The 23,314-nt window shown below is 43.6% G+C and carries 24 protein-coding genes; 19 read left to right on the forward strand and 5 right to left on the reverse strand.

Features of this window, described 5'->3' with window-relative positions:
* The first annotated feature begins 42 nt into the window (after window positions 1-42).
* From AB1Y31_02825 to AB1Y31_02835, 3 genes are all read left to right on the forward strand, one after another.
* Window positions 43-726, forward strand: a complete 684-nt coding sequence (locus AB1Y31_02825) for a glutathione S-transferase (GenBank protein ID MEW4982102.1) — start codon at window positions 43-45, stop codon at window positions 724-726.
* A gap of 341 nt (window positions 727-1,067) precedes the next feature.
* Window positions 1,068-3,137 carry a polyphosphate kinase 1 gene (ppk1, locus tag AB1Y31_02830; protein MEW4982103.1) on the forward strand — a complete coding sequence of 690 codons (2,070 nt, stop codon included), beginning with the start codon at window positions 1,068-1,070 and terminating at the stop codon, window positions 3,135-3,137.
* Window positions 3,134-4,648, forward strand: a complete 1,515-nt coding sequence (locus tag AB1Y31_02835; GenBank protein ID MEW4982104.1) for a Ppx/GppA family phosphatase — start codon at window positions 3,134-3,136, stop codon at window positions 4,646-4,648. The genes ppk1 and AB1Y31_02835 overlap by 4 nt, the downstream gene beginning before the upstream one ends.
* 24 nt (window positions 4,649-4,672) lie before the next feature.
* Here AB1Y31_02835 and AB1Y31_02840 read toward each other — a convergent pair whose 3' ends face one another.
* The gene (locus tag AB1Y31_02840; protein ID MEW4982105.1) at window positions 4,673-4,870 is read right to left on the reverse strand and encodes a hypothetical protein; all 198 of its coding nucleotides are present in this window, start codon (window positions 4,868-4,870) and stop codon (window positions 4,673-4,675) included.
* A 393-nt stretch (window positions 4,871-5,263) separates the two neighbouring features.
* On the opposite strand from AB1Y31_02840, the gene AB1Y31_02845 reads away from it, so the two are divergent.
* Window positions 5,264-5,707 (forward strand): helix-hairpin-helix domain-containing protein, encoded by a 444-nt coding sequence (locus AB1Y31_02845; GenBank protein MEW4982106.1) that lies wholly within the window; start codon window positions 5,264-5,266, stop codon window positions 5,705-5,707.
* Window positions 5,708-5,914: 207 nt separating this feature from the next.
* Here AB1Y31_02845 and AB1Y31_02850 read toward each other — a convergent pair whose 3' ends face one another.
* The 3 genes from AB1Y31_02850 to AB1Y31_02860 all read right to left on the reverse strand — a co-directional run bounded on the left by AB1Y31_02850 (window position 5,915) and on the right by AB1Y31_02860 (window position 9,127).
* The gene (locus tag AB1Y31_02850) at window positions 5,915-6,796 is read right to left on the reverse strand and encodes a bile acid:sodium symporter family protein (GenBank protein ID MEW4982107.1); all 882 of its coding nucleotides are present in this window, start codon (window positions 6,794-6,796) and stop codon (window positions 5,915-5,917) included.
* 231 nt (window positions 6,797-7,027) lie between these two features.
* Entirely contained in the window at window positions 7,028-8,695 is a 1,668-nt protein-coding gene (ettA, locus tag AB1Y31_02855; protein MEW4982108.1) for an energy-dependent translational throttle protein EttA, read from the reverse strand.
* 48 nt (window positions 8,696-8,743) lie between these two features.
* The gene (locus AB1Y31_02860) at window positions 8,744-9,127 is read right to left on the reverse strand and encodes a hypothetical protein (protein ID MEW4982109.1); all 384 of its coding nucleotides are present in this window, start codon (window positions 9,125-9,127) and stop codon (window positions 8,744-8,746) included.
* 269 nt (window positions 9,128-9,396) lie between these two features.
* Here AB1Y31_02860 and AB1Y31_02865 point away from each other — a divergent pair, with 269 nt between their 5' ends.
* The 6 genes from AB1Y31_02865 (at window position 9,397) to AB1Y31_02890 (ending at window position 14,959) form a co-directional block, all read left to right on the forward strand.
* Window positions 9,397-9,939 carry a hypothetical protein gene (locus AB1Y31_02865; GenBank protein ID MEW4982110.1) on the forward strand — a complete coding sequence of 181 codons (543 nt, stop codon included), beginning with the start codon at window positions 9,397-9,399 and terminating at the stop codon, window positions 9,937-9,939.
* 252 nt (window positions 9,940-10,191) lie between these two features.
* Window positions 10,192-11,301, forward strand: a complete 1,110-nt coding sequence (locus tag AB1Y31_02870) for a cytochrome c oxidase subunit II (GenBank protein MEW4982111.1) — start codon at window positions 10,192-10,194, stop codon at window positions 11,299-11,301.
* Between the two features lie 38 nt (window positions 11,302-11,339).
* Window positions 11,340-13,127, forward strand: a complete 1,788-nt coding sequence (locus tag AB1Y31_02875; GenBank protein ID MEW4982112.1) for a cbb3-type cytochrome c oxidase subunit I — start codon at window positions 11,340-11,342, stop codon at window positions 13,125-13,127.
* 39 nt (window positions 13,128-13,166) lie between these two features.
* Window positions 13,167-13,838: a cytochrome c oxidase subunit 3 gene (locus AB1Y31_02880; GenBank protein MEW4982113.1), complete on the forward strand. Its 672-nt coding sequence runs from the start codon at window positions 13,167-13,169 to the stop codon at window positions 13,836-13,838.
* Between the two features lie 17 nt (window positions 13,839-13,855).
* Complete coding sequence (locus AB1Y31_02885) at window positions 13,856-14,584, forward strand: heme-copper oxidase subunit III family protein (GenBank protein MEW4982114.1); 729 nt, start codon at window positions 13,856-13,858, stop codon at window positions 14,582-14,584.
* Window positions 14,585-14,593: 9 nt separating this feature from the next.
* The gene (locus tag AB1Y31_02890) at window positions 14,594-14,959 is read left to right on the forward strand and encodes a cytochrome C oxidase subunit IV family protein (protein MEW4982115.1); all 366 of its coding nucleotides are present in this window, start codon (window positions 14,594-14,596) and stop codon (window positions 14,957-14,959) included.
* Window positions 14,960-15,093: 134 nt separating this feature from the next.
* On the opposite strand, the gene AB1Y31_02895 is transcribed toward AB1Y31_02890, so the two are convergent.
* Window positions 15,094-15,663 carry a hypothetical protein gene (locus AB1Y31_02895; protein MEW4982116.1) on the reverse strand — a complete coding sequence of 190 codons (570 nt, stop codon included), beginning with the start codon at window positions 15,661-15,663 and terminating at the stop codon, window positions 15,094-15,096.
* Between the two features lie 332 nt (window positions 15,664-15,995).
* Between AB1Y31_02895 and glyA the strand changes: the two genes are divergently transcribed.
* The 9 genes from glyA (at window position 15,996) to AB1Y31_02940 (ending at window position 23,279) form a co-directional block, all read left to right on the forward strand.
* A complete protein-coding gene (glyA, locus tag AB1Y31_02900; protein ID MEW4982117.1) occupies window positions 15,996-17,252 on the forward strand; it encodes a serine hydroxymethyltransferase in 1,257 nt (418 codons plus the stop codon).
* Window positions 17,253-17,261: 9 nt separating this feature from the next.
* Complete coding sequence (nrdR, locus tag AB1Y31_02905) at window positions 17,262-17,759, forward strand: transcriptional regulator NrdR (GenBank protein ID MEW4982118.1); 498 nt, start codon at window positions 17,262-17,264, stop codon at window positions 17,757-17,759.
* Between the two features lie 9 nt (window positions 17,760-17,768).
* Entirely contained in the window at window positions 17,769-18,881 is a 1,113-nt protein-coding gene (ribD, locus tag AB1Y31_02910) for a bifunctional diaminohydroxyphosphoribosylaminopyrimidine deaminase/5-amino-6-(5-phosphoribosylamino)uracil reductase RibD (GenBank protein ID MEW4982119.1), read from the forward strand.
* Window positions 18,882-19,535 carry a riboflavin synthase gene (locus AB1Y31_02915; GenBank protein ID MEW4982120.1) on the forward strand — a complete coding sequence of 218 codons (654 nt, stop codon included), beginning with the start codon at window positions 18,882-18,884 and terminating at the stop codon, window positions 19,533-19,535.
* A 122-nt stretch (window positions 19,536-19,657) separates the two neighbouring features.
* Window positions 19,658-20,761, forward strand: coding sequence for a bifunctional 3,4-dihydroxy-2-butanone-4-phosphate synthase/GTP cyclohydrolase II (ribBA, locus tag AB1Y31_02920; GenBank protein ID MEW4982121.1), 1,104 nt, complete (start codon window positions 19,658-19,660; stop codon window positions 20,759-20,761).
* A 154-nt stretch (window positions 20,762-20,915) separates the two neighbouring features.
* A complete protein-coding gene (gene ribE, locus AB1Y31_02925) occupies window positions 20,916-21,395 on the forward strand; it encodes a 6,7-dimethyl-8-ribityllumazine synthase (protein ID MEW4982122.1) in 480 nt (159 codons plus the stop codon).
* The gene (gene nusB / locus AB1Y31_02930; GenBank protein MEW4982123.1) at window positions 21,392-21,841 is read left to right on the forward strand and encodes a transcription antitermination factor NusB; all 450 of its coding nucleotides are present in this window, start codon (window positions 21,392-21,394) and stop codon (window positions 21,839-21,841) included. Before ribE ends, nusB begins: the two co-directional genes overlap by 4 nt.
* A gap of 9 nt (window positions 21,842-21,850) precedes the next feature.
* Window positions 21,851-22,807: a thiamine-phosphate kinase gene (gene thiL, locus AB1Y31_02935; protein ID MEW4982124.1), complete on the forward strand. Its 957-nt coding sequence runs from the start codon at window positions 21,851-21,853 to the stop codon at window positions 22,805-22,807.
* The gene (locus AB1Y31_02940) at window positions 22,797-23,279 is read left to right on the forward strand and encodes a phosphatidylglycerophosphatase A (protein ID MEW4982125.1); all 483 of its coding nucleotides are present in this window, start codon (window positions 22,797-22,799) and stop codon (window positions 23,277-23,279) included. The genes thiL and AB1Y31_02940 overlap by 11 nt, the downstream gene beginning before the upstream one ends.
* The last annotated feature ends 35 nt before the right edge of the window (window positions 23,280-23,314 follow it).

Raw genomic sequence — 23,314 nt, forward strand, 5'->3', positions numbered from 1 at the left:
GCTCTCAAGAACAGCAGTCGACTTAAGAGGCCCTTTTAATTCATGACATTACCCATACTCTATTCCTTGCAAAACTGCCCATATGCCATGCGTGCAAGGCTCGCTATTTTGTCAGCAGGGCAAACGGTCATGCTTCGTGCCATTACTATGGCTAATAAACCAGCTCACATGTTAACGATGTCAGCTAAAGGCACAGTGCCTGTTTTAATACTAGAAAACAGTGTTGATGTTAATAATAAAATCGAAGGTAAAAAGCACGTCATAGATGAAAGTCTAGATATTATGTTGTGGGCTTTAAATCGTAATGATCCTGAAGATTTACTCTATTCTCAACAGGCAGACTGTTTAAAAGAAATGCTGGTAATCATTGAAGAAAATGACACGCAATTCAAACCAATGCTGGAACAATATAAACGCGCCAGGCGTTACCATAACGATGATGAAGAGCATTGCCGACAGCTATGTGAACCTTTTGTTCAGCAGCTAGAGTTTCGTTTAACGCAACATGAATTCTTGATGGGCTCTACGCCAAGTATGCTGGATTATGCATTATTGCCCTTTATTCGACAGTTTTCCCGGGTTAATCGACAGCTGTATTTACAGGGTCCCTATGCTCATTTACAAAAATGGTTAAATCGACATTTGCAAAGCCGACACTTCTCAAAAGCTATGTTCAAATATCCATTATGGTTAGACAAACATCAAGAATTTATATTGGGTGAATAAGCGTTTAACTGCTTCATTATTAAAATCAAACTGGCTGACCCCTTGATTTCGCTAATGTTGTAAGAAGCAGAATTTCTGAGTGGGCTGATATCGCTTTTGAAAACGAGACTTAAATAAGTAGAGCAGAGGGGCAATGTTCTGATGAAAAATTAGCTCTCGGCTTAAGACAGTTAAGCAAAGAGCCGCATTAGGCTTATTATCACCGCAAAATGCAACGCCTCACTGGATTGAAATTGTTAAGCGACTCACCGAAAGGGTCGTTTTGGCCCGGTGTTGTCATTTAAATGTCATATCTCATGGTTATGCTGTGTTGTTGAAAATGAAAGTATAGAGTGGTGTGTGTGACAAAAAATGATGGGCACAAGTATGTTGAAAAGGAACTTAGCTGGTTATCGTTTAACGAGCGGGTTTTACAAGAGGCGACAGATAAGTCTGTTCCTATTGTAGAGCGGGTACGATTTTTAGGAATATTCTCCAATAACCTTGATGAGTTTTTTCGTGTTCGAGTAGCGAATGTTAAGCGTAAAGTCCTTATTGAAAAAAGCTTGGAAGATGAAACGCCGACAAAAAACCTTTTGCGCGCCATTCAGAAAAAAGTATTAAAGCTTCAGGAAGATTTTGAAGTTATTTATTTTGATGTTTTAAAAGGGCTGGCACACCAACATATCTTTTTAATTAATGAAGATCAGCTGAGCGAAGAGCAAGGGCTCTGGCTCCGTGAATATTTTTATAATAAATTAAAGCGCTATATTGAGCCTATTATCATCAATAAAGATACCGATTTAGCATCATTATTAAAAGATGATTCAACCTATTTGATTTGTGAAATGATTAATGGGGATGATATTCAATATGCAGCTGTTGCCATCCCAACGAATGATTCGCCACGTTTTATTGAATTGCCACGCGAGAAAGGTAAGAGACGGAAAAATATTATCATGTCAGATAATGTGATTCGCTATTGTTTTGACGATATATTTGCACCGTATTTTGACTATAAACAGCACAATGTTTATTCAATGAAAATGACCTGTGATGCGGATTTTGGCTTAACCGATGATATTGACCAGTCGTTGCTAGAAAGAATGTCGACAGGGCTTAAACAGCGCCTTAATTCTCAGCCTGTTCGCTTTGTTTATGAGCGTGGTATGTCATCGGCTGGGATTGATATGTTGAAAAATAAACTGGGTATTTCTAGGAATGACAGTGTTATAGCGGGTGGTCGTTACCATAACTTTAGGGACTTTATAGGGTTTCCAAATATAGGGCGAAAGCATTTAGAAAACCCTAAAATGCCGGCTTTAGTATCGCAAGATTTTGCTAAGTACCCCAGTGTTTTTCAAGCGATTAAAAAGAAAGATATTCTGCTGAGCTACCCTTACCATAAGTTTAGCCACTTTACTGAAATGCTGCGTGAGGCGGCTTTTGATCCGGCTGTTTTTGAAATAAAAATAAGCGTGTACCGAGTGGCAAGCAATAGCCGTATTATTAAATCACTCATTAATGCGGTAAGAAACGGTAAAAAAGTACTGGCAGTTATAGAGCTACATGCACGATTTGATGAGCAGGCAAATATAGAGTGGGCAAAGGTGTTAACCGAAGGGGGGGTAAAGGTTGAGTTCGGAGTGCCTTCTTTAAAATGCCATAGCAAACTATGTTTAATTGGGCGGCACGAAAAGGACAAAGCGGTGTACTACGCCCATATAGGCACGGGTAATTTCCACGAAAAAACAGCAAAAATATATACTGACTATAGTTTGTTCACTCGTAATGAAGATATTACAAAAGAAGTGATCGATGTTTTTGACTTTATTGTTAACAGTTATAAGCAAAAAGAATTTAAGCACTTAATTGTTTCGCCTGTTAATACCAGAGACTGGATTAATCAGTCGATTGATAATGAAATTAAAATGGCAAAAAAAGGTCATAAGGCCGAAATTTTATTAAAAGTGAATAATCTTGATGATAAAAGTATTATTCGTAAGCTCTATGAGGCGAGCTGTGCGGGTGTGAAAATTCGTATGATTATCAGAGGGATGTGCGTATTAGTGCCAGGTGTAGATGGCCTGAGTGAAAATATTGAGGTTATATCAATTGTTGATCGTTTCTTGGAGCATACTCGGGTGAGTGTTTTCCATAATGGTGGTAAACCGAAGGTTGTGATTAGTTCAGCCGATTGGATGACACGGAATATTGATCGCCGAATAGAAGTCGGTTGCCCTATTTACGATGAGGGTATTCAGCAACGACTGATTTATATATTTAACGTGCAATGGAGCGATAAAACAAAAGCTAGAATTATTGATAAGAAGCAGGTTAATGAGTATAGGCCACGTGGCAATAAACGAAAAATACGTTCACAAGTAGCGATATATGATTACCTGAAAGCGATTGAAAGTAAAAAAACATGATAGATAAAATGATTAAGAAAAGTGATAGCTCAGAGTTGCTAGCGGCATTAGACCTTGGTTCTAATAGCTTTCATTTGATTATTGCCCGTATGCAAAATGGCATTATTGAACCTATTAAACGGGTTAAGCACCGCGTTAAGTTAAGAGCGGGGCTAAATAAAGAAAATGACTTAAATTACGAATCAATTCTACGTGCTGTTTCTAGCTTGAAAGAAATAGGCGATATATTAAAAGAAAGTGGAGCCGGAAAAGTGAGGGTGGTAGCAACACATACCATTCGTGAGGCAAATAATCGTAATGCATTTTTAACATTAGCTGAGCAAGCGTTAGGCTTCCCAATAGAGATTATTTCTGGCTGTGAAGAAGCGCGCCTTATATATCAAGGTGTGGTACGTAGTGAGGCGTTACTCGACAATAGTTTAGTGATTGATATTGGTGGCGGTAGTACAGAGATAGTGGTGGGTGAGGGCTGTGAGACCCTCTATAGAGAAAGCAAAAGTATGGGCTGTATCAGTTTTACTGAACGTTATTTCTCGAAAGAGTTGAACAAAAAAGCTTTTAAAAAAGCGGAGATAGCGACCTTACAGAAACTAGAGTTTTGTTCACATCGCTTTAAAAAATTTAAATGGAACAATGTATTTGCAACGTCAGGCACCGCTAAAGCACTTTTTAAAGCGGTTGGTTTAGTGGGCGACAATACCGATAGCTTATTGTTGAGCGACCTTTTGGAGTTAAAGAACTTGTTATGCCAGAAGTCTTGTTTTGAAAAGCTTTCGTGGGTCGGTATTGATGAAGCGCGAGCCGGCGTATTACCCGCGGGTGTGGCGATTATGATCGCGGTAATGAAAAGCTTAGGTATTACAGAGCTAAAGTCCTGCAGCGCTGCTTTGCGTGAAGGTGTTCTTTATGAAATGGAGCAGCAAGATAAAGAGCAAAGTACACGACTATTAACCCGTCAAGATATGCAAACGCGCTACCATGTGGATCGACGACAGGCACAACAAGTAGCGGAAACGTGTGAGCTGCTATGGAATCAAGTGGCTGAAGAGTGGAGCTTAGAAACGACAGGTTTAAAAGAGTTGTTAAAAGAAGCGGCTTATTTATATGAAGTGGGTTTGCAAATTAGTGTCAGTGATTTTCAAAATCACTCGGGCTATATTTTGGCAAATAGTGAATTGCCTGGCTATAACCAAAATGAGCAGCAACTATTAGGGCTGTTGGTGAGTAATGGGAGAAAAAAATTCAAACGAAGAAGCTTGCCATTACTGCGTAATGTTAGTCATAAAGTGTTAACACGTTTAATTCGTCTATTCCGTTTAGCGGTATTGCTAAATAATAGCCGTCAGCCATTAGTGGTTGATTTGCTCAGCTTGAAGACAGATGGCGGTGATATGCAATTGACGATTGATAAGGCATTTTTTCTTGAGCAAGATTTAAATGTTGCCGATTTAGATAAGGAAGCGAAATTGATGGCTAAACTGGGTAATAAACTATCTTACCAATTGGTTTAACAGGCCCGCTTAACTCTAGACATATTATTTAGGTGTGCTGTTATATTTTAGCAGGGCATCTTCAATTAATCCCTCAATCAGATTTTGTAAGCTAGTGTCTTTTTCAATAGCCATTATTTTTAGGGATTTTAGTGTCTTTTTTTCTAAACGAAGGGATGTGCTTTTCTTTGCCTTGCTAGGGCTGTTGTTTTCTTTTTTAGAGTCTTCTTTTTGATTTTTCATTGGCACATGACTAGCAAATATAAAAGTATTTCATAATATTAGAAATATTGAGCGAAGAAGTAAAGCCTCGCCGCCAGTTTAGCTGGCGATGAGGCTTTAATAAAAAAAACTAGATCTTCTTTTTTAGTTTCTTAATTTTTTTAGTTAATTTTTTGATTTTTAGTTTGATCTCTTTTTTCTTAGCCATGTTTAGTTCCTTATGATTTATGTAATAATGATGTTAATACGTTGTTACGTAATGACGTCATTAGTTGCTATACTACGGATCTTATTATTTGTTTTCAAGTTAATTGTTTTTTTACATTATTTAGTGAATGGTACGAGATTAAAAATGTACTTATTTAAAATGATTGATTTGTATTGAATTTATTTATGTAGCTTAAGGGGTAATGAATGGAACAATTAGTTATTGAAATAGCGGGAATTGGTCAGGCAACATCGGTTGTATTGACTAAGCATGGTTTTAAAACAGTGGCTGATGTAGCAAACGCCAACGTTGAAAGTTTATCAGTGGTGCCAGGTTTTGCTAATGCTCGGTCGCTTCAGACGATAAAGAAGGCAAAGGCGCTGCTTCAAATAGTGGGTGTGTCAGCTTCTAAAGAAGTGAGTGACTCGGTTGCCAGTAAGGAAGAGGTGGCTCCTAAAAAACCGATAAAGAATAAAAAAACAGTAAAGAAAAGTAGCGGCAAAGATAAAAAATTTATTAAAAAGAAAGGTAAGAAAGAGGCCAAAAACAAAGATAAAAAAGCAGCTAAAGATAAAGCAAAGAAGACTAAAAAATCCAGTAATAAAGCGGCTATAAAAAAGAAAAGTAGTAAAAAAAGCAAGAAGAAATAGGCCTCTACTTGAAGCCTAATGACACGGCTTTAGCGTGCAAGCTTATAAGGTGAGAGGTCTATATTACTTGGTCTATCTAGCAGAATATCAACCATCACTTGAGGGCTTGCTGGGGCGACGACAATGCCATTTCTACTAAAATGCCCGGTAAAAACAAAGGTGAAAATCAAGCTGGCTGACCCCTTGATATTTCTAATTGTTTTATACCTAAATGTAACCTAAACGTGAGTCACGTCTCTTTTTTCTTAAAAGATAACCAAAGGCAAAACCGGTAATAAACATCAAAAGGCTATAAGTTACTGCCGGAATCATCATGGTGCTATTGCCGATTAGCGTGCCCGCCACCATTAAAGCCAGTGTTCCATTTTGAATGCCAACTTCATAAGAAATGGATATAGATTGCGACGGTGAAAGTTTGAAAAATTTGGCTAGCGCATAACCTAGGCTCAACACCAAAACATTTAAAGCTAACGTTGCCGGCCCTGTTTGGATGAAGAAGTCGAGCATTTGTGATTTATTTTTTAAAACAATGGCCAAGATAATGAGAAATAAGAAAGCGACGGAGAAGACCTTGATGACAGGCTCTATTCTATTAGCCGCCTTTTGCCATTTAAACAAGATAAACATGCCAACTAGCACGGGTATTAGCGTAATCACTAATAGTTGAATAATCGTTTTCATTACGGGTAGCTGAAATGCTTCAGCCGAGCCTATAAAATAGTTCATTGCCAATAATGTGAATAAAGGCAGGGTGAAAGGCGTGATGAGACTTACGAAGGCAGTCAAGCTAATGGACAGAGCAACGTCACCTTTGGACAAGTTGGTGAACATGTTTGAAGTGGCCCCGCCTGGTGCGAATGAAATAATCATTAACCCTACGGCTAGTTCAGGTGGGAGATTGAAAACAACGGCGATTAAAAAAGCGATTATAGGCAACAGAATCATTTGAGCGGATATGCCAATGACAGCGGCTTTAGGTTGCTTTAAAACGCGAGTAAAGTCGCTGGAGCGTAAAGACAAGCCCATGCCAAACATAATAATGAATAAAGACGCGGGTAAAATAACGGTGGTTAGTAGGTCTGTTTGCATAACAACTCTTTTTTATTCCAGCGCTTAATGGCTAGGTTTATTCATGATATTTTATAATAAAAAAACCTCTCTTGGACACTCGATGTTCTGACTTCATACAGAGATTTTGATACGTTAGTTCGATGAATTTCTCTGATGTTTTGCCGCTATTAAAACGAGGAAAACCAAGTGAAGGAAAACCAAGGGGTCGGCCAGCTTGATTTAGAGCAAACCCCTTGAATTACTTTATTCCTACCCCGTTAGCTTCTTATATTTAATCCGTCTAGGCTGATCGGCTTCAGCGCCTAAACGTCGTTTTAAGTCGGCTTCGTAGTCTTCGTAGTTACCTTCAAACCAAACCACTTTGCTGTCGCCTTCAAAGGCTAGCATGTGGGTGGCAATGCGATCGAGGAACCAGCGATCATGCGAGATGACCACGGCGCAACCGGGAAAGCTCAGTAGCGCTTCTTCTAGCGCGCGCAATGTTTCAATATCTAAATCGTTGGTGGGTTCATCTAGCAGCAACACGTTGCCGCCTTCTTTGAGCACTTTGGCGAGATGCACGCGGTTGCGTTCGCCGCCGGATAGGTCGCCCATGCGTTTTTGTTGGTCAGAGCCTTTAAAGTTGAAACGGCCTGCGTAGGCGCGTGATGGGGTTTCGTAGGTGCCGACGGTAATGACATCGAGTCCACCGGATAGCTCTTCCCACACGGTTTTGTTGTCGTCTAGATCATCGCGTGACTGATCCACGTAGGCGAGTTTGACGGTTTCGCCAATTTTAATGTCGCCACTGCTGGCGTCTTGCATACCGCCCATCATTTTAAAGAGGGTGGATTTACCTGCGCCGTTGGCACCGATTATGCCAACGATACCGCCTTGTGGAAGCCTGAAGTTGAGGTCGTCGAATAACACGCGATCGCCAAAGGCCTTGCTAACATTAACGGCTTCGATAACTGAATCACCTAAACGTGGGCCGGGTGGAATGTATATTTCCTGCGTTTCGCTGCGTTGTTGGAATTCTTTGGTTTGCAGCTCATCAAAACGCGCCATCCGTGCTTTGCTTTTAGCGTGACGACCTTTTGGATTTGTGCGTACCCATTCCAGTTCTTTTTTAATGGAGCGTTTGCGAGAAGCGTCTGCCTTTTGCTCTTGCTCTAGTCTCGCGTCTTTTTGCTCAAGCCAAGATGAGTAATTACCTTCCCACGGAATACCGCGTCCACGATCGAGTTCTAAAATCCAACCGGCGACGTTATCTAAGAAATAACGGTCGTGGGTAACGGCAACGACGGTGCCGGTAAAGTCGTGTAAAAAACGTTCTAACCAGGCAACGGACTCTGCATCTAAGTGGTTTGTTGGCTCATCAAGCAGCAACATGTCGGGTTTTGACAATAATAATTTACACAAGGCGACACGGCGTTTTTCACCGCCAGAAAGCTTGCTAACGTCGGCGTCCCAAGGTGGTAGGCGCAGTGCGTCGGCGGCAATTTCCATGGTGCGTTCGATGTCGTGTCCGTCGCCTGCTTGTAGAATGTTTTCTAACTCGGCTTGTTTTTTTGCTAAGGCATCAAAGTCTGCATCGGGTTCGGCGTAAGCGGCGTAAACGGCGTCTAGCTCTGCTTGTGCCGAGGTTAAGTCGCCCAGTGCGTCTTCAATATTACCGCGTACATCTTTGCTTTCATCTAACTGAGGTTCTTGTGATAAATAGCCAATGCGAATTCCGGCTTGTGGGCGTGCTTCGCCTTCAAAATTGCTATCTAACCCCGCCATAATTTTAAGTAAGGTTGATTTACCTGAACCGTTTAGACCGAGCACGCCAATTTTTGCGCCGGGGAAAAATGACAGTGAAATATCGGTAAGGATTTGGCGTTTAGGCGGTACGACTTTGCTAACGCGGTTCATGGTGAAGATGTATTGTGCCATTGTTATTTAGAACTCCAGATTCGATGATGTGGGTTTATTTTAAGGGTATTAGGCTTTCTTTGTGTTAATTGCTGCGGTGGTTTTATGCTCGTTGATCGTTAGTAGGGCGGCCACTAAATAGCCGAGATTCAGCATGCCTATGAATCTTAGCCAATGCGCCTCGGTTAAAAAGAAAAAGCCGATAGGACAAAAGGACACGAAGAACATTAAAAACAGAATTTTACTGTGAGCGTGTAAGGAGGCAATGACGGTGACGATAGCAAAAACACTCATGACAAAAGCACCAGAAAAGCTGGTGCCAGACAGCGATAAAACACTGGTTGGCCCCCACATTGCGTAGTTCCATAACAGACAGGTACCTGCACCTGAGGTAATGCCTGCGAGCTGTCCAATATGGTGGTAACCGACGTTACGCAATTTAAAAATACTCATAGTGATTAAGCTAATGCAAAGTGAAACCCTTGCTAGCGTACTGCAATTTTTTCTCAGCGTAAACCACAGATGGCTAACGCGACCGAGTGGATTAAATCATTGTCGTCGAACACAGAGTCTTTTATATTAAAGGCGGTAGTTAATTTTCCTTGAGTCGACAGAAGTCACGAGCGTATCGGGTAAAGAGGATGAAGATAATAAAGCTAATATCGTTTTTTTTGTGCCTAATATGTTGGCAGCAACAGGCTGCCGCACACGGCGGTGTTGGAATGGAAAACGACCAGTGCGTTATTAAAATTGGTTTTTTGAAGGCGCACTTTTTTGGCTACCAACGCGTGTCTGACGACACCCAGGAGTTTTGTGAAGATGCACCTGCGGTGACAGAATCCATATTTGTGATCGAGTATTTACATGATTACCTGAAAGAAATGCGTGTTGATTTTCGTATTATTAGCGATGTAAATGGCCTAGGGCGTTACGCAAACTGGCAAGATATCGTGGCGCTTAAAACACTTGAGCAAGATACGGTTTACTTTCTGCCGCCAGCAGTTTATCCGGATGGTGCCTTACGGGCTGATTATCTATTTAAGGAAGCGGGTGATTACATTGGTATTGTAACGGCCGTGCACCCTGAAAAACAGAAGACCTATCGCGCAGTTTTTTATTTTCAAGTGGGTGGATACCGTTACCAATACATTGCGCTGTTGGTTGCAATATTGTTGCTCGTGCAATTTTTGTATTGGTACTTCGGGTCTAAGCATGGTTTGCCGAATAGTCGGTTGTTAAAAACAAGCTCAGCCGAGCGCAGATAGACTCGGTTTGTTTTTTATCAGCGGCGGTTGCTTGTAAGTGCGGTAACTGAGGCGGCCGATGCCGAACCTAGCTTGCTCTGGAGCCGAGTTTTTAGCAAACCTCGCTTGGGAATGTGTCCTATGAGAGAGAACTAAATGGACAAAAAATAGTGGTAGTCTAAATTAGGCTTCTCGTATATTATCAAGTCAGTTGTAATTTATTTTGAATGCCCTTTATTTGTTGTTAACACGAGCAAAGAGGTTAAAAAAAATATGTTATTAGCGGTAGTCTTACTCCTTCTGATCTTTGGATCTCTTCTCTTCCATTACCTGAGTCCTTGGTATTTAACGCCGCTCGCCTCAAATTGGAGCGCCATCGACGACACCCTCAATATCACGTTCTGGGTAACCGGTTTTGTGTTTGTGGCTGTCAACTTATTCTTGGCTTATTGCGTCTACAAGTTTCGTTATAAAGAAGGCAACTTGGCTCACTATGAGCCTGAAAATAAAAAACTGGAAGGCTGGCTCATTGGCTTAACATCCTTAGGTATTGCGGCCATGTTAACGCCGGGTCTGTATGTCTGGGCAGATTTTATAAACCCACCTGAAGACGCAAGTATTGTAGAAGTCGTTGGTAAGCAATGGCAATGGAGCTATCGCTATCCGGGGCTGGACGGCAAGCTAGGGACGGCTGACACGCGGCATACCACGGCGGCGAATCCTTTTGGCGTGAACCCCGAAGACCCTAACGGTCAAGACGATGTGCTCGTTACGGCGGGAGGCCTGCATCTACCGATAAATCAACCGGTCAAAGTGTTGCTGCGTTCGCAGGATGTGTTACACGACTTTGCCGTCGCTCAGTTTCGGGTAAAAATGGACATGGTGCCGGGGCATGTTACTTCCTTGTGGTTTACGCCCACCGTGTTGGGTAAATACGATGTTCTATGTGAAGAATTATGCGGCGTTGGGCATTATAAAATGCGCAGCTTCGTGGTGGTTGAAACCCAGGAAAGCTTTAATGCATGGCTGCAGACCATGCCTACTTATGCCCAAGGTGTTGCGACTGAGGGCAGCGCTGCTCCAATAAAGGGTATTAGCTTGATTGAGCAAGGTCGTTTGCTGGCGAATGCGCGAGGTTGTGTGGCTTGTCATAGTATCGACGGTGCAAGCGGTATCGGCCCAACCTGGAAGGGGTTGTTTGGTAAAACTGAAACGTTAGCAGATGGCAGTACAGTGGTCGTTGACGCGGATTACTTTAAAGAATCTATTTCTAACCCGAATGCAAAAATTGTTACGGGGTATGCACCGATGATGCCAGCAAGCAGTTTTACAGAGGCTGAAATGGCCGCTCTGATTGCTTATGTTAGAGACGGTTTGAAATAGTGAGGTTTTGACAAGAAAATAACAAAGGGGATACTTTGATGCCTAATGTTGTACACAAAGCGCATGACGCGAATGAATATGTAGGACCAGCTGAAATACCTGAGATGGAGCTCTATCACCCGAAAACTTGGCTGGGTAAGTACGTATTTTCTCAAGATGCTAAGGTCATCGCGATTCAGTATTCTTGCGTGGCGATTAGTATTGGTTTTCTCGCACTTGCGATGTCACTGCTGATGCGGGTTCAGCTGGCCTGGCCCGGCGCTTTAGATTTCATAGACCCTTCTTCTTACATTCAAATGGTCACCATGCACGGCATGATCATGGTTATTTATCTGCTGACGGCGCTATTTTTGGGTGGCTTCGGTAACTACCTTATCCCACTGATGTGCGGCGCTCGTGATATGGTTTTTCCGGTCGTGAATATGCTGAGTTTTTGGGTCTACTTCGTTGCCGTATTGGTACTCATTGCCAGTTTCTTTGTACCCGGCGGTCCTTCTGGAGCCGGTTGGACGTTATACCCACCGCAAGCGATTTTAGCGGGTACACCGGGGTCGGGTATGGGTATTATATTGATGTTGATCTCGCTATCTCTCTTCATTGTGGGGTTTACCATGGGCGGGCTTAATTACGTGGTGACGGTGTTACAGGCGCGTACCCGCGGAATGACCTTGATGCGCATGCCGCTGACAGTGTGGGGGATATTTATCGCGACAGTACTTGCGTTACTGGCTTTTCCAGCCTTGTTAGTGGCGTCTATTATGATGTTGCTTGATGCAACCTTAGGTACGAGCTTTTTCATGCCTGCCGTTGTATCGATGGGTCAGCACCTAGATTACGAAGGCGGTAGCCCCATTTTATTTCAACATTTGTTTTGGTTTTTTGGTCATCCTGAAGTCTATATAGTGGCCTTGCCCGCGTTTGGTATCGTGTCTGACCTGTTGTCGGTTCATGCCCGTAAAAATATTTTTGGTTATCGTATGATGGTTTGGGCCATTGTCATCATTGGAGCGCTGAGTTTTGTTGTCTGGGCGCACCATATGTATGTTAGTGGAATGAACCCTTATTTTGGTTTCTTTTTTGCGACCACAACGCTGATTATTGCAGTACCCACGGCAATTAAAGTTTATAACTGGGTGTTGACTTTGTGGCGAGGTAATATCCGTCTAAATGTGCCGATGCTGTTTGCTATAGGCTTTATTTTTACGTTCGTTAATGGTGGGCTAACTGGCTTGTTTCTTGGCAATGTAACGATTGATTTGCCGCTTTCCGACACCATGTTTGTCGTTGCCCATTTTCATATGGTGATGGCCGTATCGCCAATATTGGTGTTATTTGGTGCTATCTATCATTGGTATCCAAAAATCACCGGGCGGATGCTGGATGACACGCTTGGGAAGTTTCACTTTTGGAGTACATTTGTCGGCTCGTATGCTATTTATTATCCCATGCACTACCTTGGTTTCTTGGGCGTTCCTCGGCGTTATTATTCCATTGAAGGCACTGATTTTATTCCCCAGTCGGCGGTGGGTTTGAACGTGGCTATTTCGCTGGCAGCGTTTTTTGTCGCCGCTGTGCAGCTGGTGTTTATCTATAATTTAATCGTCAGTTATAGCCGTGGTAAAAAGGCGGGGCCAAACCCTTGGGAGGCAACCACGCTGGAATGGCAGACAGCCGACACGCCGCCAAAGCACGGTAACTTTGGCGATGAGTTGCCATTAGTTTATCGCTGGGCGTACGACTACAGTGTGCCTGGGGCAAAGCAGGACTTTATACCGCAAAATGTGCCGCCGTCTAGTTCTGCGAAAACAGTGGATGACGAGAGTTGATTTGACGATGCGTAAAAAAGCTAACGGGTGAATTAAATTATGACCACGACATTAATTTTCATGGCTATTTTGATGCTTGTGATTGCAGGCTGGATATTGAAGCAAACAATGAATTCTCAACCTTGGGAAGCTTCAATTGAGCCTCCAATGGGCGATAGTTTCAGTGGTCGTTCGTTGCCGCAGCCAGACGCTAAACTCGGCTTGTTCGTTTTCTTAGCTGTGGTGACCTCGCTGTTTTCACTGTTTATAAGTGCCTACATGATGCGCATGGAGCTAGGGGATTGGCGGCCTTTAGATGAGCCGAGTCTACTCTGGTTCAATACGGCGGCGCTCGTTCTCAGTAGTCTCGCTCTGCAGTGGGCGCGTGTTGCAACAACGCGTGAACAAATCAACACCGTGCGTAACGGCATGCTCATTGGCGGGTTCTTTGCGTTGGCTTTTATGGTTGGACAATTAATGGCCTGGCAACAGCTTGTTTCAACGGGCTACTTAGCGCACAGCAACCCTGCTAATGCTTTTTTTTACCTCATTACGGGTTTGCATGCGCTTCATTTGTTGGGTGGTTTGGTGGTTTGGAGTTTGACGACCTTAAAGTTATTAAAGGGTGTCGAATTGGCTCGAGTCGGTTTGAGCGTTGAGTTGTGTGCGGTGTATTGGCATTTTCTACTGGTGATATGGGTTATTTTATTTAGTTTGTTGTTGTCAACATAGAAGATAAGGACAAAAACATGTCGAATGAAACAAGGGTAGATGAAGCGGGGCGTTCCATTGCAATGGTGGAAGGCCTACCAGGAGTTGTTTCCGATTGGTCGTCTGATCAGCAAGTTTTCAAGCGAGTGCCTTGGGGCAAGGCGATGATGTGGATTTTCTTGCTAAGCGACACGTTTATTTTTTCTATATTCCTTACTAGCTATATGACGGTACGGATGTCTACAACGGTACCTTGGCCAAATAGCAGTGAAGTCTTTGCGTTAACCGTCTTTGGTCAGCATATTCCGCTAATTTTGATCGCTATTATGACGTTCATTCTCATCAGTAGCAGTGGCACGATGGCGATGGCGGTTAAGTATGGCTATGAGAAAAAACGTAAAATCACCACTTTTTTGATATTAGCGACAGCGCTTTTCGGCGCTTCGTTTGTTGGCATGCAGGTCTTCGAGTGGTCGAAACTGATTGTTGAGGAGGGGGTTCGACCTTGGGGTAACCCAATGGGTGCGGCACAGTTTGGTTCCAGCTTTTTTATGATTACTGGATTTCACGGGTTCCACGTTAGTGTTGGGGTGATATTGCTACTGATCGTTGCGAGAAAAGTATGGACGGGGGATCTGGAAAATATGCGACCGGGATTTTTTACGGGTCGAAAAGGTGGTTACGAGATTGTTGAAATAGTAGGGCTATACTGGCATTTTGTTGACCTTGTGTGGGTTTTTATCTTTGCATTCTTTTATCTTTGGTAGGAGTTTGATATGGCTGAAACAGTAGCAAAAGAGCAGCAGCACCCGATTGCCATCTATTTTTGGGTGTGGGGTTTGTTGTTTGTATTAAGCGCGATGTCTTACATGGTCGATTATATGCAATTTCAAGGTTACCTCAGGTGGTCGTTGATTCTGCTGTTTATGTTCTTAAAAGCGGGGTTCATTCTCGCTGTGTTCATGCATATGCGCTATGAGCGGCTTGCACTGGCGTGCGCCATTCTAATACCCGTAGGCTGTATTTTGGTGTTGATTGGTTTGATGTCGTTCGAGGCGAACCATACCTACGATACGCGTGGCCTCTACCTAGACGAGGGTCCCGGCATAATGAGCTTGGAAGGGGTGAAAAACACCCACTGATTGAACTTGGGTACGGGCAGTGGCTGCTCAGCTGACGATGGGCTGGTTTTTGTACTGCTGGCTAACGCTTGTTTTCCGATAGAGGTCAGCGGGAATAAAAACGTGATGCGTCAACAATAGTGGATGTCGTTTCTCTATGGGAAGGTTTCTCTAAAGAAGCGTGGAACCCTAGATTGAAATGTTAACAACCAACGGGGCGTTCCTGCGCCAGTTCCTGCTAATTCGACTAGAGGGTGTGATGGCAACACTTTCTGTAGGATTTCTTCTTGATTTGTTTCCAAGTCCACGAAGAAAATATGCCTGTCATTTTTTAGCGCGTCAGCAAATTTTGCGAAATGATAGTTAGGCTTCTGAATGCCGAGCAAACCGCCTTCCCAAGTGCAAAAGCCTATCAGTACGATGCTAAGAAAGATAAAAGGTGTCCAGCCAGCGGGGGACTCTGCCCAGCCTGCTAAAGAGACAAAGGTAAGAAAAAAAGCCGTCACTATAAGCCCGAGAGAAAGGCCGACCTCTGCGGAGTGTACGACATCTTTTTTCATAAAGGATTGCACGTAATTGAGGTGATCGTGGTGTGCTACCTCTTTATCGTGCAGGCTAAGAACGTGGATTTGTGGGGTGTTGATCCCTTGTTCTTCTAGCTGCTGCTCAAAGACATCAAGGTCGTCAAGACTGTCACTAATAAAGTAATGCCGGAGTATACGCATAGCTAATCCTTTTAGACTGTGTACGTAAATTTCAAGCTCTCATACTGTTGCTAATAAATCAAGTTTAAGTCATGAGAAAACCGTCATTACGATGCAATAATCTACGCCTAGGCGGCGCGGCTGTTGTTAACGGGTAGACGCTATCGTTAATCAAACGACGGTTAACGGCGAAAATACCTCTGATTGTCGACGGTTTATCACGTTCATACTTGTGCCATAAAGGCAAAATCTTCCTTAATAAGCACAACATCATGTAAAATGTCGGCTTTAACTATACTCAGCTGCAATGTCACACGGCTGAATTTCTGATCGAAATTACACGGGATACATAAATGTACAACAAAAGTATGAAAATTGAAGGATTTGATGACGAACTTTGGGCATCTATTCAACAAGAAGAACAACGCCAAGAAGACCACATTGAATTGATTGCATCCGAAAACTACGCCAGCCCACGTGTAATGCAGGCTCAGGGTTCTATGCTAACGAATAAATACGCTGAAGGTTACCCGGGTAAACGTTATTACGGCGGTTGTGAATACGTGGATATTGCTGAGCAATTGGCGATTGACCGCGTTAAGGAGTTGTTCGGTGCGGATTACGCAAACGTTCAGCCACACGCAGGGTCGCAGGCCAATGCAGCGGTGTATTTTGCCTTGTTGCAAGCGGGCGATACTATTTTAGGCATGAGCCTAGCGCACGGTGGTCACTTGACCCATGGTGCGAAAGTTAACTTTTCGGGCAAAATTTTTAATGCCATTCAATACGGCTTAAACGATGCAACGGGCGAAGTGGATTACGATGAAGTTCAGGCTTTGGCGAATGAACACAAGCCCAAAATGATTGTTGCTGGTTTCTCTGCGTACTCACGAGTGATGGATTGGCAAAAATTTCGTGATATCGCCGATTCTGTCGGTGCGTATTTATTTGTAGATATGGCGCACGTAGCAGGTCTAGTGGCTGCTGGTGAATACCCAAGTCCAGTGCAAATTGCTGATGTGACAACATCAACCACACATAAAACACTGCGTGGCCCACGTGGCGGCCTTATTTTGGCTAAAGCGAACCCTGAAATTGAGAAAAAATTAAACTCAATGGTGTTTCCAGGTACGCAAGGCGGCCCATTAATGCACGTGATTGCAGCGAAAGCAGTGGCCTTTAAGGAAGCATTATTACCAGAATACAAAGTCTATCAAAAACAAGTAAAAGTCAACGCAAGTGCAATGGCCGATACATTCATTGAACGTGGTTACAACATCGTTTCTGGTGGCACAGACAACCACTTGTTCTTGGTTGATTTAATCGACAAAGGTTTAACAGGTAAAGTGGCGGAAGCAGCCTTGGAAGTGGCTAATATCACGACGAATAAAAACTCAGTGCCGAATGACCCGCAATCTCCATTTGTGACTAGCGGTATTCGTTTAGGTTCGCCAGCCATTACAACGCGTGGGTTTACCGAGCAAGATAGTAAAGACCTTGCTGGCTGGATGTGCGATATTTTGGATGACGTTGAAAATGAAAGCGTTCAACAGAAAGTTAAACAAAATGTCTTGGCTATTTGTAAACGCCTACCTGTTTACGCAGATTAAGGTATAAAAATGCAGTGTCCTTTTTGCGGTGATAGCGATACAAGAGTTATAGATTCGCGCCTTGCTGGCGAAGGGGATAGTGTGCGCAGGCGACGTGAATGCGTTGCTTGTAAAGAGCGATTTACAACCTTTGAAACAGCCGAACTTAACCTGCCCCGCGTGATTAAAAGCGACGGGGTTCGTGAGCCTTTTTGGGAAGAAAAACTCAGCGCAGGCTTTTTACGTGCGTTAGAAAAACGCCCTGTCGATAGCGAAGCGATTGATGCGGCGATGAGTCGTATTAAAAAGCGTTTATTGTCGTTGGGCGAGCGCGAAATTCCGTCAATGAAAATTGGTGAGTTAGTGATGGATGAGCTACAGGGTTTAGATCACGTGGCCTATGTTCGTTTTGCCTCAGTGTATAAAAGTTTTGAAGACGTTAATGCGTTTAGAGAAGTTATTGATGCGCTGGAAAAAGACGGAAAGAGCGAACAACTGACGCTATCTGCCGTTATCGGTAAAAAGTAAGGCTGGGCGATGGGATCTATATCTGACGACCAAGCTTATATGGTGTTGGCACTGGAGCTGGCTGAACAAGGTCGATACAGTGCAAAGCCTAACCCATGTGTAGGTTGTGTCATTGTTAAAGATGGGCAAGTCGTTGGTGAAGGTTGGCATCAAAAAGCCGGTGAACCACATGCGGAGGTTCATGCGTTACGCGCTGCGGGCGATTCGGCTCGAGGTGCAACGGCTTACGTTACGCTTGAGCCATGTAGCCACCACGGTAAAACCCCACCTTGTGCAGATGCGTTAATTGCATCAGGTATATCGCGCGTGGTTATTGCCATGCAAGATCCGAATCCGTTTGTAGCGGGCCAAGGTATTGAAAAATTAATTGAGGCTGGTATTGATGTGGCTGTTGGCCTGCTAGAGGAACAAGCGAGAGCGCTGAATAAAGCGTTCCACCATAAAATGATGACCGGTAGGCCGCATATTATGAGTAAGGTCGCGATGAGTCTGGATGGTAAAACTGCGATGGCATCGGGCGAAAGTCAATGGATAACCGGTTCAGCGGCACGCCAAGATGTTCACCGTTTACGGGCGCAAAGTGACATTGTGCTGACAGGCGTTGGCACAATTTTGGCGGATAACCCTAAGTTAACAGCCAGAGATGGTTTGGGCTGCCTACTAATCAAACAGCCCCGTATTGTGATACTTGATTCAAAACTAAGCGCACCGTTAGATGCGGCGGTGTTGAGCGGTGACTCAAGCACCACCGTGTTAACGTGCAGTGATGATGAGCAAGCAACGTTGGCGTTAAGAAAGCTAGGTTGTAACGTAGAGTTATTAGCGGCTGACAAAAACGGGCAGGTTGATTTGCAAGCGGTGCACGAGTGGTTGAAATTACAAACCATTAACAGTGTGATGATTGAAGCGGGTGCGCTATTAAACGGCGCGTGTTTGCAAGCCGGTATGGTGGATGAGCTAGTTGTATACATGGCTCCGAGTGCCTTGGGGTCAGATGCCCGTGGCGCATTTTCGATGCCCCAAGTGTCAACACTGTCGGACAGGGTGCAATTAAATTATGTGGGTATGGAGGTGCTAGGGGATGACCTTAAGCTGACATATGACGTTAAAAGAGAAGGTTGAATGTTTACTGGAATTATTGAGGCAATTGGCAAAATTAAACGTGTTGAACAGCAACAAGGCGACGTCCGCTTGACCGTTTCAACCAATGATTTAGGCTTAAGCGATGCCCAGCTCGGCGACAGTATTGCCGTTAATGGCGTTTGTTTGACCGCGATAGAGCTAACAGCGGGGCAGTTTGTGGCAGATGTTTCAAACGAAACACTGTCAGCGACCACCATGGGTGCTATTAAGGTGGGTGCGGCCGTTAATTTAGAATGTGCGTTGCAAGCGCAAACTCGCTTAGGCGGGCATATGGTAAGCGGTCACGTTGACGGTGTTGGGCACGTCATCGAGCGTAAGGCTGATGCGCGATCGGTTCGTTTTACCTTTGCTATGCCGAATGAATTAGCTCGATATGTCGCACAAAAAGGCTCTATTTGTATTGATGGTATTAGCTTAACGGTGAATACAGTGGATGATGTTTCTTTTTCGGTCAACATCGTGCCGCACACGCTTGAAATGACAACCTTAGGTGATCGACAGGTGGGTGATACAGTGAATCTTGAGGTGGATGTGATTGCGCGTTATTTAGAACGTTTGATGATGGGCACTGCGCAAAAAGAGTCGTCTGTGGATTATAAGAAGCTGCTAGAAAACAGTGGTTTTATATCCTAAGGGTGTAGGTTTTATCGAAGTAGATTAAAAATTTTCTACACACTCAGTTACTGGCAATAATATATAAAGATACTGTAATGAATCAGCGTACAATACGCGCCATCCATGAATAAAAAGAGCCTATGAATACGACCCAAGAAATTATTGATGACTTAAGAGAAGGCAAGATTGTCATCATTATGGATGATGAAGATCGCGAGAACGAAGGCGATCTTTTGATGATAGCTGAACACGTACGTCCGCAAGATATTAACTTTATGGCGAGTTACGGGCGTGGATTGATTTGCCTAACGTTAACGCGTGAGCGTTGTCAGCAATTACGTTTGCCATTGATGGTGAACGATAACCAAGCGGCTTATTCTACTAATTTCACCGTTTCAATTGAAGCTGCTGAAGGTGTAACAACGGGTATTTCGGCGGCGGATCGTGCTAAAACCGTGTTGGCAGCAGTTAAGCCTGGTGCGAAACCAGTTGATGTTGTTCAGCCAGGGCATATTTTCCCACTTATGGCGCAACCGGGCGGTGTTTTAAACCGTACGGGGCACACCGAAGCGGGCTGCGATCTAGCGCGTTTAGCTGGTTCGGAACCGGCAGCAGTTATCGTTGAGATTCTTAATGATGACGGTACGATGGCGCGCCGCGATGACTTAAAAGTGTTTGCTGAAAAGCACGAATTAAAAATCGGGACTATTGCCGATTTGATTCATTACCGTATTCAAAATGAGAAAACGATTGAGCTGGTGAGCAGCTGTGATTACCCCACTAAATACGGCGATTTTAGATTGCATGCGTTTCAAGATGAGATTGATAATAAACTCCACTTGGCGCTAACTTATGGTGATGTTTGTACGGATGAGCCAGTCATGGTTCGAGTGAATGCAAAAAGCACCTTGGCAGATTTGTTACAGGCGAAAGAGAGTGATCACTATCCATTGCCGAATGCGATGAAAAAGATAGTGGAAGAAGGTCGAGGCGCATTAATTCTTATTCGTAATAAAGAAGACAATCAATCCATTGTTGAGTTTATTCACGAGCAAGAGTTGAAAGAAAAAGGCGTGTCAAAACTAGCGTCGCAGCCTCTAGTAGACTCACGAGAAGTTGGTGTGGGCTGTCAGATTCTAACGGAACTGGGCATTAAGAACCTGAAGTTGCTCGGTACCCCGACTAAGTATTCAGGCTTAGCAGGTTTTGATATTGAGATTGTTGAACACGTCCCATTAGATTAGAACACTGATATACTTCATGCTCAAAGGGTGTGAGCCAGCATTAAAATGGGTTAAGGCTCATTTAATTTGGCTTTATACTGAATGAGTATCAATACATTTGAGCGAGGAACTCGCTTAAACATAAGTTTACCTCTATATATAACAAAGGTTTTAAATGTCAGACGCAAAAATAATTGAAGGGAATATGATAGTTCGCGATGCGCGGTTCTGTTTATTGATTGGTCGCTTTAACAGCTTTATTGTCGACCAGTTAGAAGGCGGTGCTATCGATACATTGGTGCGTCACGGAGCGGACATAAAAAATATTGATATCGTAAGAGTGCCAGGTGCATTTGAAATGCCATTGGCCGCTCAACGTATTGCGGGTAAAGGAAAGTATGATGCAATCATTGGCTTAGGCGCAGTCATTCGTGGTGGTACGCCGCACTTTGAGTACGTCTCAGGTGAAGTGACTAAGGGCTTAGCGACGGTATCGCTTCAGGCTAATCTTCCAGTCACTTTTGGGGTGCTAACAGTTGATTCAATTGAACAAGCGATTGAACGAGCAGGTACAAAGGCCGGTAATAAGGGGGCGGAAGCCGCTTTAGCAGCCATTGAAATGGTTAATGTGCTTAAGGTGATAGACGCCGAATGAGTTCACCAAAAAGTAACGCAAGACTAGTAGCACTTCAAGCGTTGTACCAATGGCAAATAACGGGGCAAAACCTGAAGGAAATTTGCGAGCAGTTTGAAAAAGACCCTAAAACACCCAAATACCATAAGGCTTATTTTGAGTTGTTGTTGACCGGTGTGGTCGATAAGTTTGCAGAACTGGATACCGCGATTAGTGAGTTTACGACGCGCGACTTTGAGAAAATAGACCCAATTGAAAAGGCAGTGCTGCGTTTAGGTGCCTACGAATTACTTTTTAAGCCGGAAGTTCCCTATCGCGTGGCGATTAATGAGTCCATCAATTTGGCAAAAAGTTTTGGTTCTGAAAAAAGCCATGCTTACGTCAATAGTATTATGGACAAGCTGGCTCAAAAAAGCAGGCCAACTGAAATAAAGGCTAAATCCAAAGGCAAGAAAAAAACGGGCTAATTTTAGCTTATGTCCACACCTGAGTTTTCCATCATTGAAGAATTCTTTACGCCGAAATATGATCAAGGGCTGCTCCCTATACTAGGCATCGGTGATGACTGTGCCGTCCTAGAAGTGCCTACCGAGAAGCAGTTGGCCGTCAGTACAGATACGCTGGTTGAAGGTGTGCATTTCTTGCCTAACAGTGATCCGAGGCTTTTAGGGCATAAAGTGCTTGCCGTTAATCTGAGTGACTTGGCGGCAATGGGTGCAACACCTGCTTGGTTTTCACTGGCAATCACATTACCGAATATTGATAAGGCATGGTTGTCATCATTCAGTGCAGGACTTTTTGCGCTGGCTAAACGACACTCATTGCAGCTAATTGGTGGTGATACCACGCGCGGCCCTCTTTCAGTCACGGTCAATATCATGGGGCTGTTACCTAAACATCAGCGATTAACACGTTCTGGCGCAAAAGTAGGGGACGGGGTGTATGTGTCAGGGACGATTGGAAATGCTGGCTTGGGATTGGAAAAAGCAAAGTCAGGCGAGCAGGGTGCAGACGACAAAGATCTAATCGCGTATTTAAAACCCAACCCGAGAATTAATTTAGGGAACGAGCTCATCAAAATAGCGAGTTCGTGTATTGATATTTCAGATGGCTTATCGGCCGATTTAAATCATGTTCTTAAATTGAGTGGCGTAGGTGCCAAGATTTATCATGATAAGCTGCCTTTAACGGACTCGGTTCGTCAGCATATGGATAAAGTATGTGACGACCTTTGGCCGTATTCGACGGGTGATGATTATGAATTGTGCTTTACAGTGCCCGAGCAGGTGGATATAAAATCAATAGCTGATTTAAGGTCATATAACATCACTAAAATCGGTGTAATTGATGAGGGTAGCGATTTGCGCATTGAAGCAAAAAATGGCGAGCTGATACGGCTTAACAAAGGGTTTGATCATTTTAATGTCGAATAAAACGCCCACTTTTCAACAGTTACTGGTAAACCCCGTGCAAATGCTAGCCTTTGGCTTTGGTGCTGGCTTAGCAAAAAGAGCGCCGGGTACGATGGGGACATTGATAGCCATACCTTTTTACTATTGTCTAATTCAGTTCTTTAGCGATTTGTATTTGCCAGTGCTGTTATTCGTTATTTTTTCTGGAGTTTGGATATGTGGCAAAGCGGCGCGTGATATAGGGGTTCATGATCATGGTGGTATTGTTTGGGATGAAATAGCTGGTTATTTGTTAGCCATGTACTGGGTCTCTTTTAGTTGGCAAAATGTGATATTGGGGTTTGTATTTTTCAGGTTCTTTGACATAGCAAAACCTTGGCCCATTAATTGGTTGGATAATAAAGTAAAAGGTGGTTTTGGGATAATGATAGATGATATACTAGCCGGATTGATGGCAGCAGCTTGTATGTATGTAGCTACATTAATGTTTTAAATAGATAGGCGGATATTAATGGAATTAATTCTTAA

Source organism: Cycloclasticus sp. (genome assembly GCA_040743155.1).
Taxonomy (GTDB): Bacteria; Pseudomonadota; Gammaproteobacteria; order Methylococcales; family Cycloclasticaceae; genus Cycloclasticus.

What these genes read in the sequence shown, in the direction of transcription:
- nusB (MEW4982123.1), top strand. Translation starts at nt 21,392, where the DNA reads ATGAGTTCACCAAAAAGTAACGCAAGACTAGTAGCACTTCAAGCGTTG.
- AB1Y31_02825 (MEW4982102.1), top strand. Translation starts at nt 43, where the DNA reads ATGACATTACCCATACTCTATTCCTTGCAAAACTGCCCATATGCCATG.
- AB1Y31_02860 (MEW4982109.1), bottom strand. Translation starts at nt 9,127, where the DNA reads ATGAGTATTTTTAAATTGCGTAACGTCGGTTACCACCATATTGGACAG.
- AB1Y31_02875 (MEW4982112.1), top strand. Translation starts at nt 11,340, where the DNA reads ATGCCTAATGTTGTACACAAAGCGCATGACGCGAATGAATATGTAGGA.
- AB1Y31_02915 (MEW4982120.1), top strand. Translation starts at nt 18,882, where the DNA reads ATGTTTACTGGAATTATTGAGGCAATTGGCAAAATTAAACGTGTTGAA.
- nrdR (MEW4982118.1), top strand. Translation starts at nt 17,262, where the DNA reads ATGCAGTGTCCTTTTTGCGGTGATAGCGATACAAGAGTTATAGATTCG.
- AB1Y31_02840 (MEW4982105.1), bottom strand. Translation starts at nt 4,870, where the DNA reads ATGAAAAATCAAAAAGAAGACTCTAAAAAAGAAAACAACAGCCCTAGC.
- ribE (MEW4982122.1), top strand. Translation starts at nt 20,916, where the DNA reads ATGTCAGACGCAAAAATAATTGAAGGGAATATGATAGTTCGCGATGCG.
- AB1Y31_02880 (MEW4982113.1), top strand. Translation starts at nt 13,167, where the DNA reads ATGACCACGACATTAATTTTCATGGCTATTTTGATGCTTGTGATTGCA.
- ribD (MEW4982119.1), top strand. Translation starts at nt 17,769, where the DNA reads ATGGGATCTATATCTGACGACCAAGCTTATATGGTGTTGGCACTGGAG.
- AB1Y31_02890 (MEW4982115.1), top strand. Translation starts at nt 14,594, where the DNA reads ATGGCTGAAACAGTAGCAAAAGAGCAGCAGCACCCGATTGCCATCTAT.
- AB1Y31_02850 (MEW4982107.1), bottom strand. Translation starts at nt 6,796, where the DNA reads ATGCAAACAGACCTACTAACCACCGTTATTTTACCCGCGTCTTTATTC.
- AB1Y31_02885 (MEW4982114.1), top strand. Translation starts at nt 13,856, where the DNA reads ATGTCGAATGAAACAAGGGTAGATGAAGCGGGGCGTTCCATTGCAATG.
- glyA (MEW4982117.1), top strand. Translation starts at nt 15,996, where the DNA reads ATGTACAACAAAAGTATGAAAATTGAAGGATTTGATGACGAACTTTGG.
- ettA (MEW4982108.1), bottom strand. Translation starts at nt 8,695, where the DNA reads ATGGCACAATACATCTTCACCATGAACCGCGTTAGCAAAGTCGTACCG.
- ribBA (MEW4982121.1), top strand. Translation starts at nt 19,658, where the DNA reads ATGAATACGACCCAAGAAATTATTGATGACTTAAGAGAAGGCAAGATT.
- AB1Y31_02940 (MEW4982125.1), top strand. Translation starts at nt 22,797, where the DNA reads ATGTCGAATAAAACGCCCACTTTTCAACAGTTACTGGTAAACCCCGTG.
- AB1Y31_02845 (MEW4982106.1), top strand. Translation starts at nt 5,264, where the DNA reads ATGGAACAATTAGTTATTGAAATAGCGGGAATTGGTCAGGCAACATCG.
- AB1Y31_02865 (MEW4982110.1), top strand. Translation starts at nt 9,397, where the DNA reads ATGGAAAACGACCAGTGCGTTATTAAAATTGGTTTTTTGAAGGCGCAC.
- AB1Y31_02835 (MEW4982104.1), top strand. Translation starts at nt 3,134, where the DNA reads ATGATAGATAAAATGATTAAGAAAAGTGATAGCTCAGAGTTGCTAGCG.
- AB1Y31_02895 (MEW4982116.1), bottom strand. Translation starts at nt 15,663, where the DNA reads ATGCGTATACTCCGGCATTACTTTATTAGTGACAGTCTTGACGACCTT.
- thiL (MEW4982124.1), top strand. Translation starts at nt 21,851, where the DNA reads ATGTCCACACCTGAGTTTTCCATCATTGAAGAATTCTTTACGCCGAAA.
- AB1Y31_02870 (MEW4982111.1), top strand. Translation starts at nt 10,192, where the DNA reads ATGTTATTAGCGGTAGTCTTACTCCTTCTGATCTTTGGATCTCTTCTC.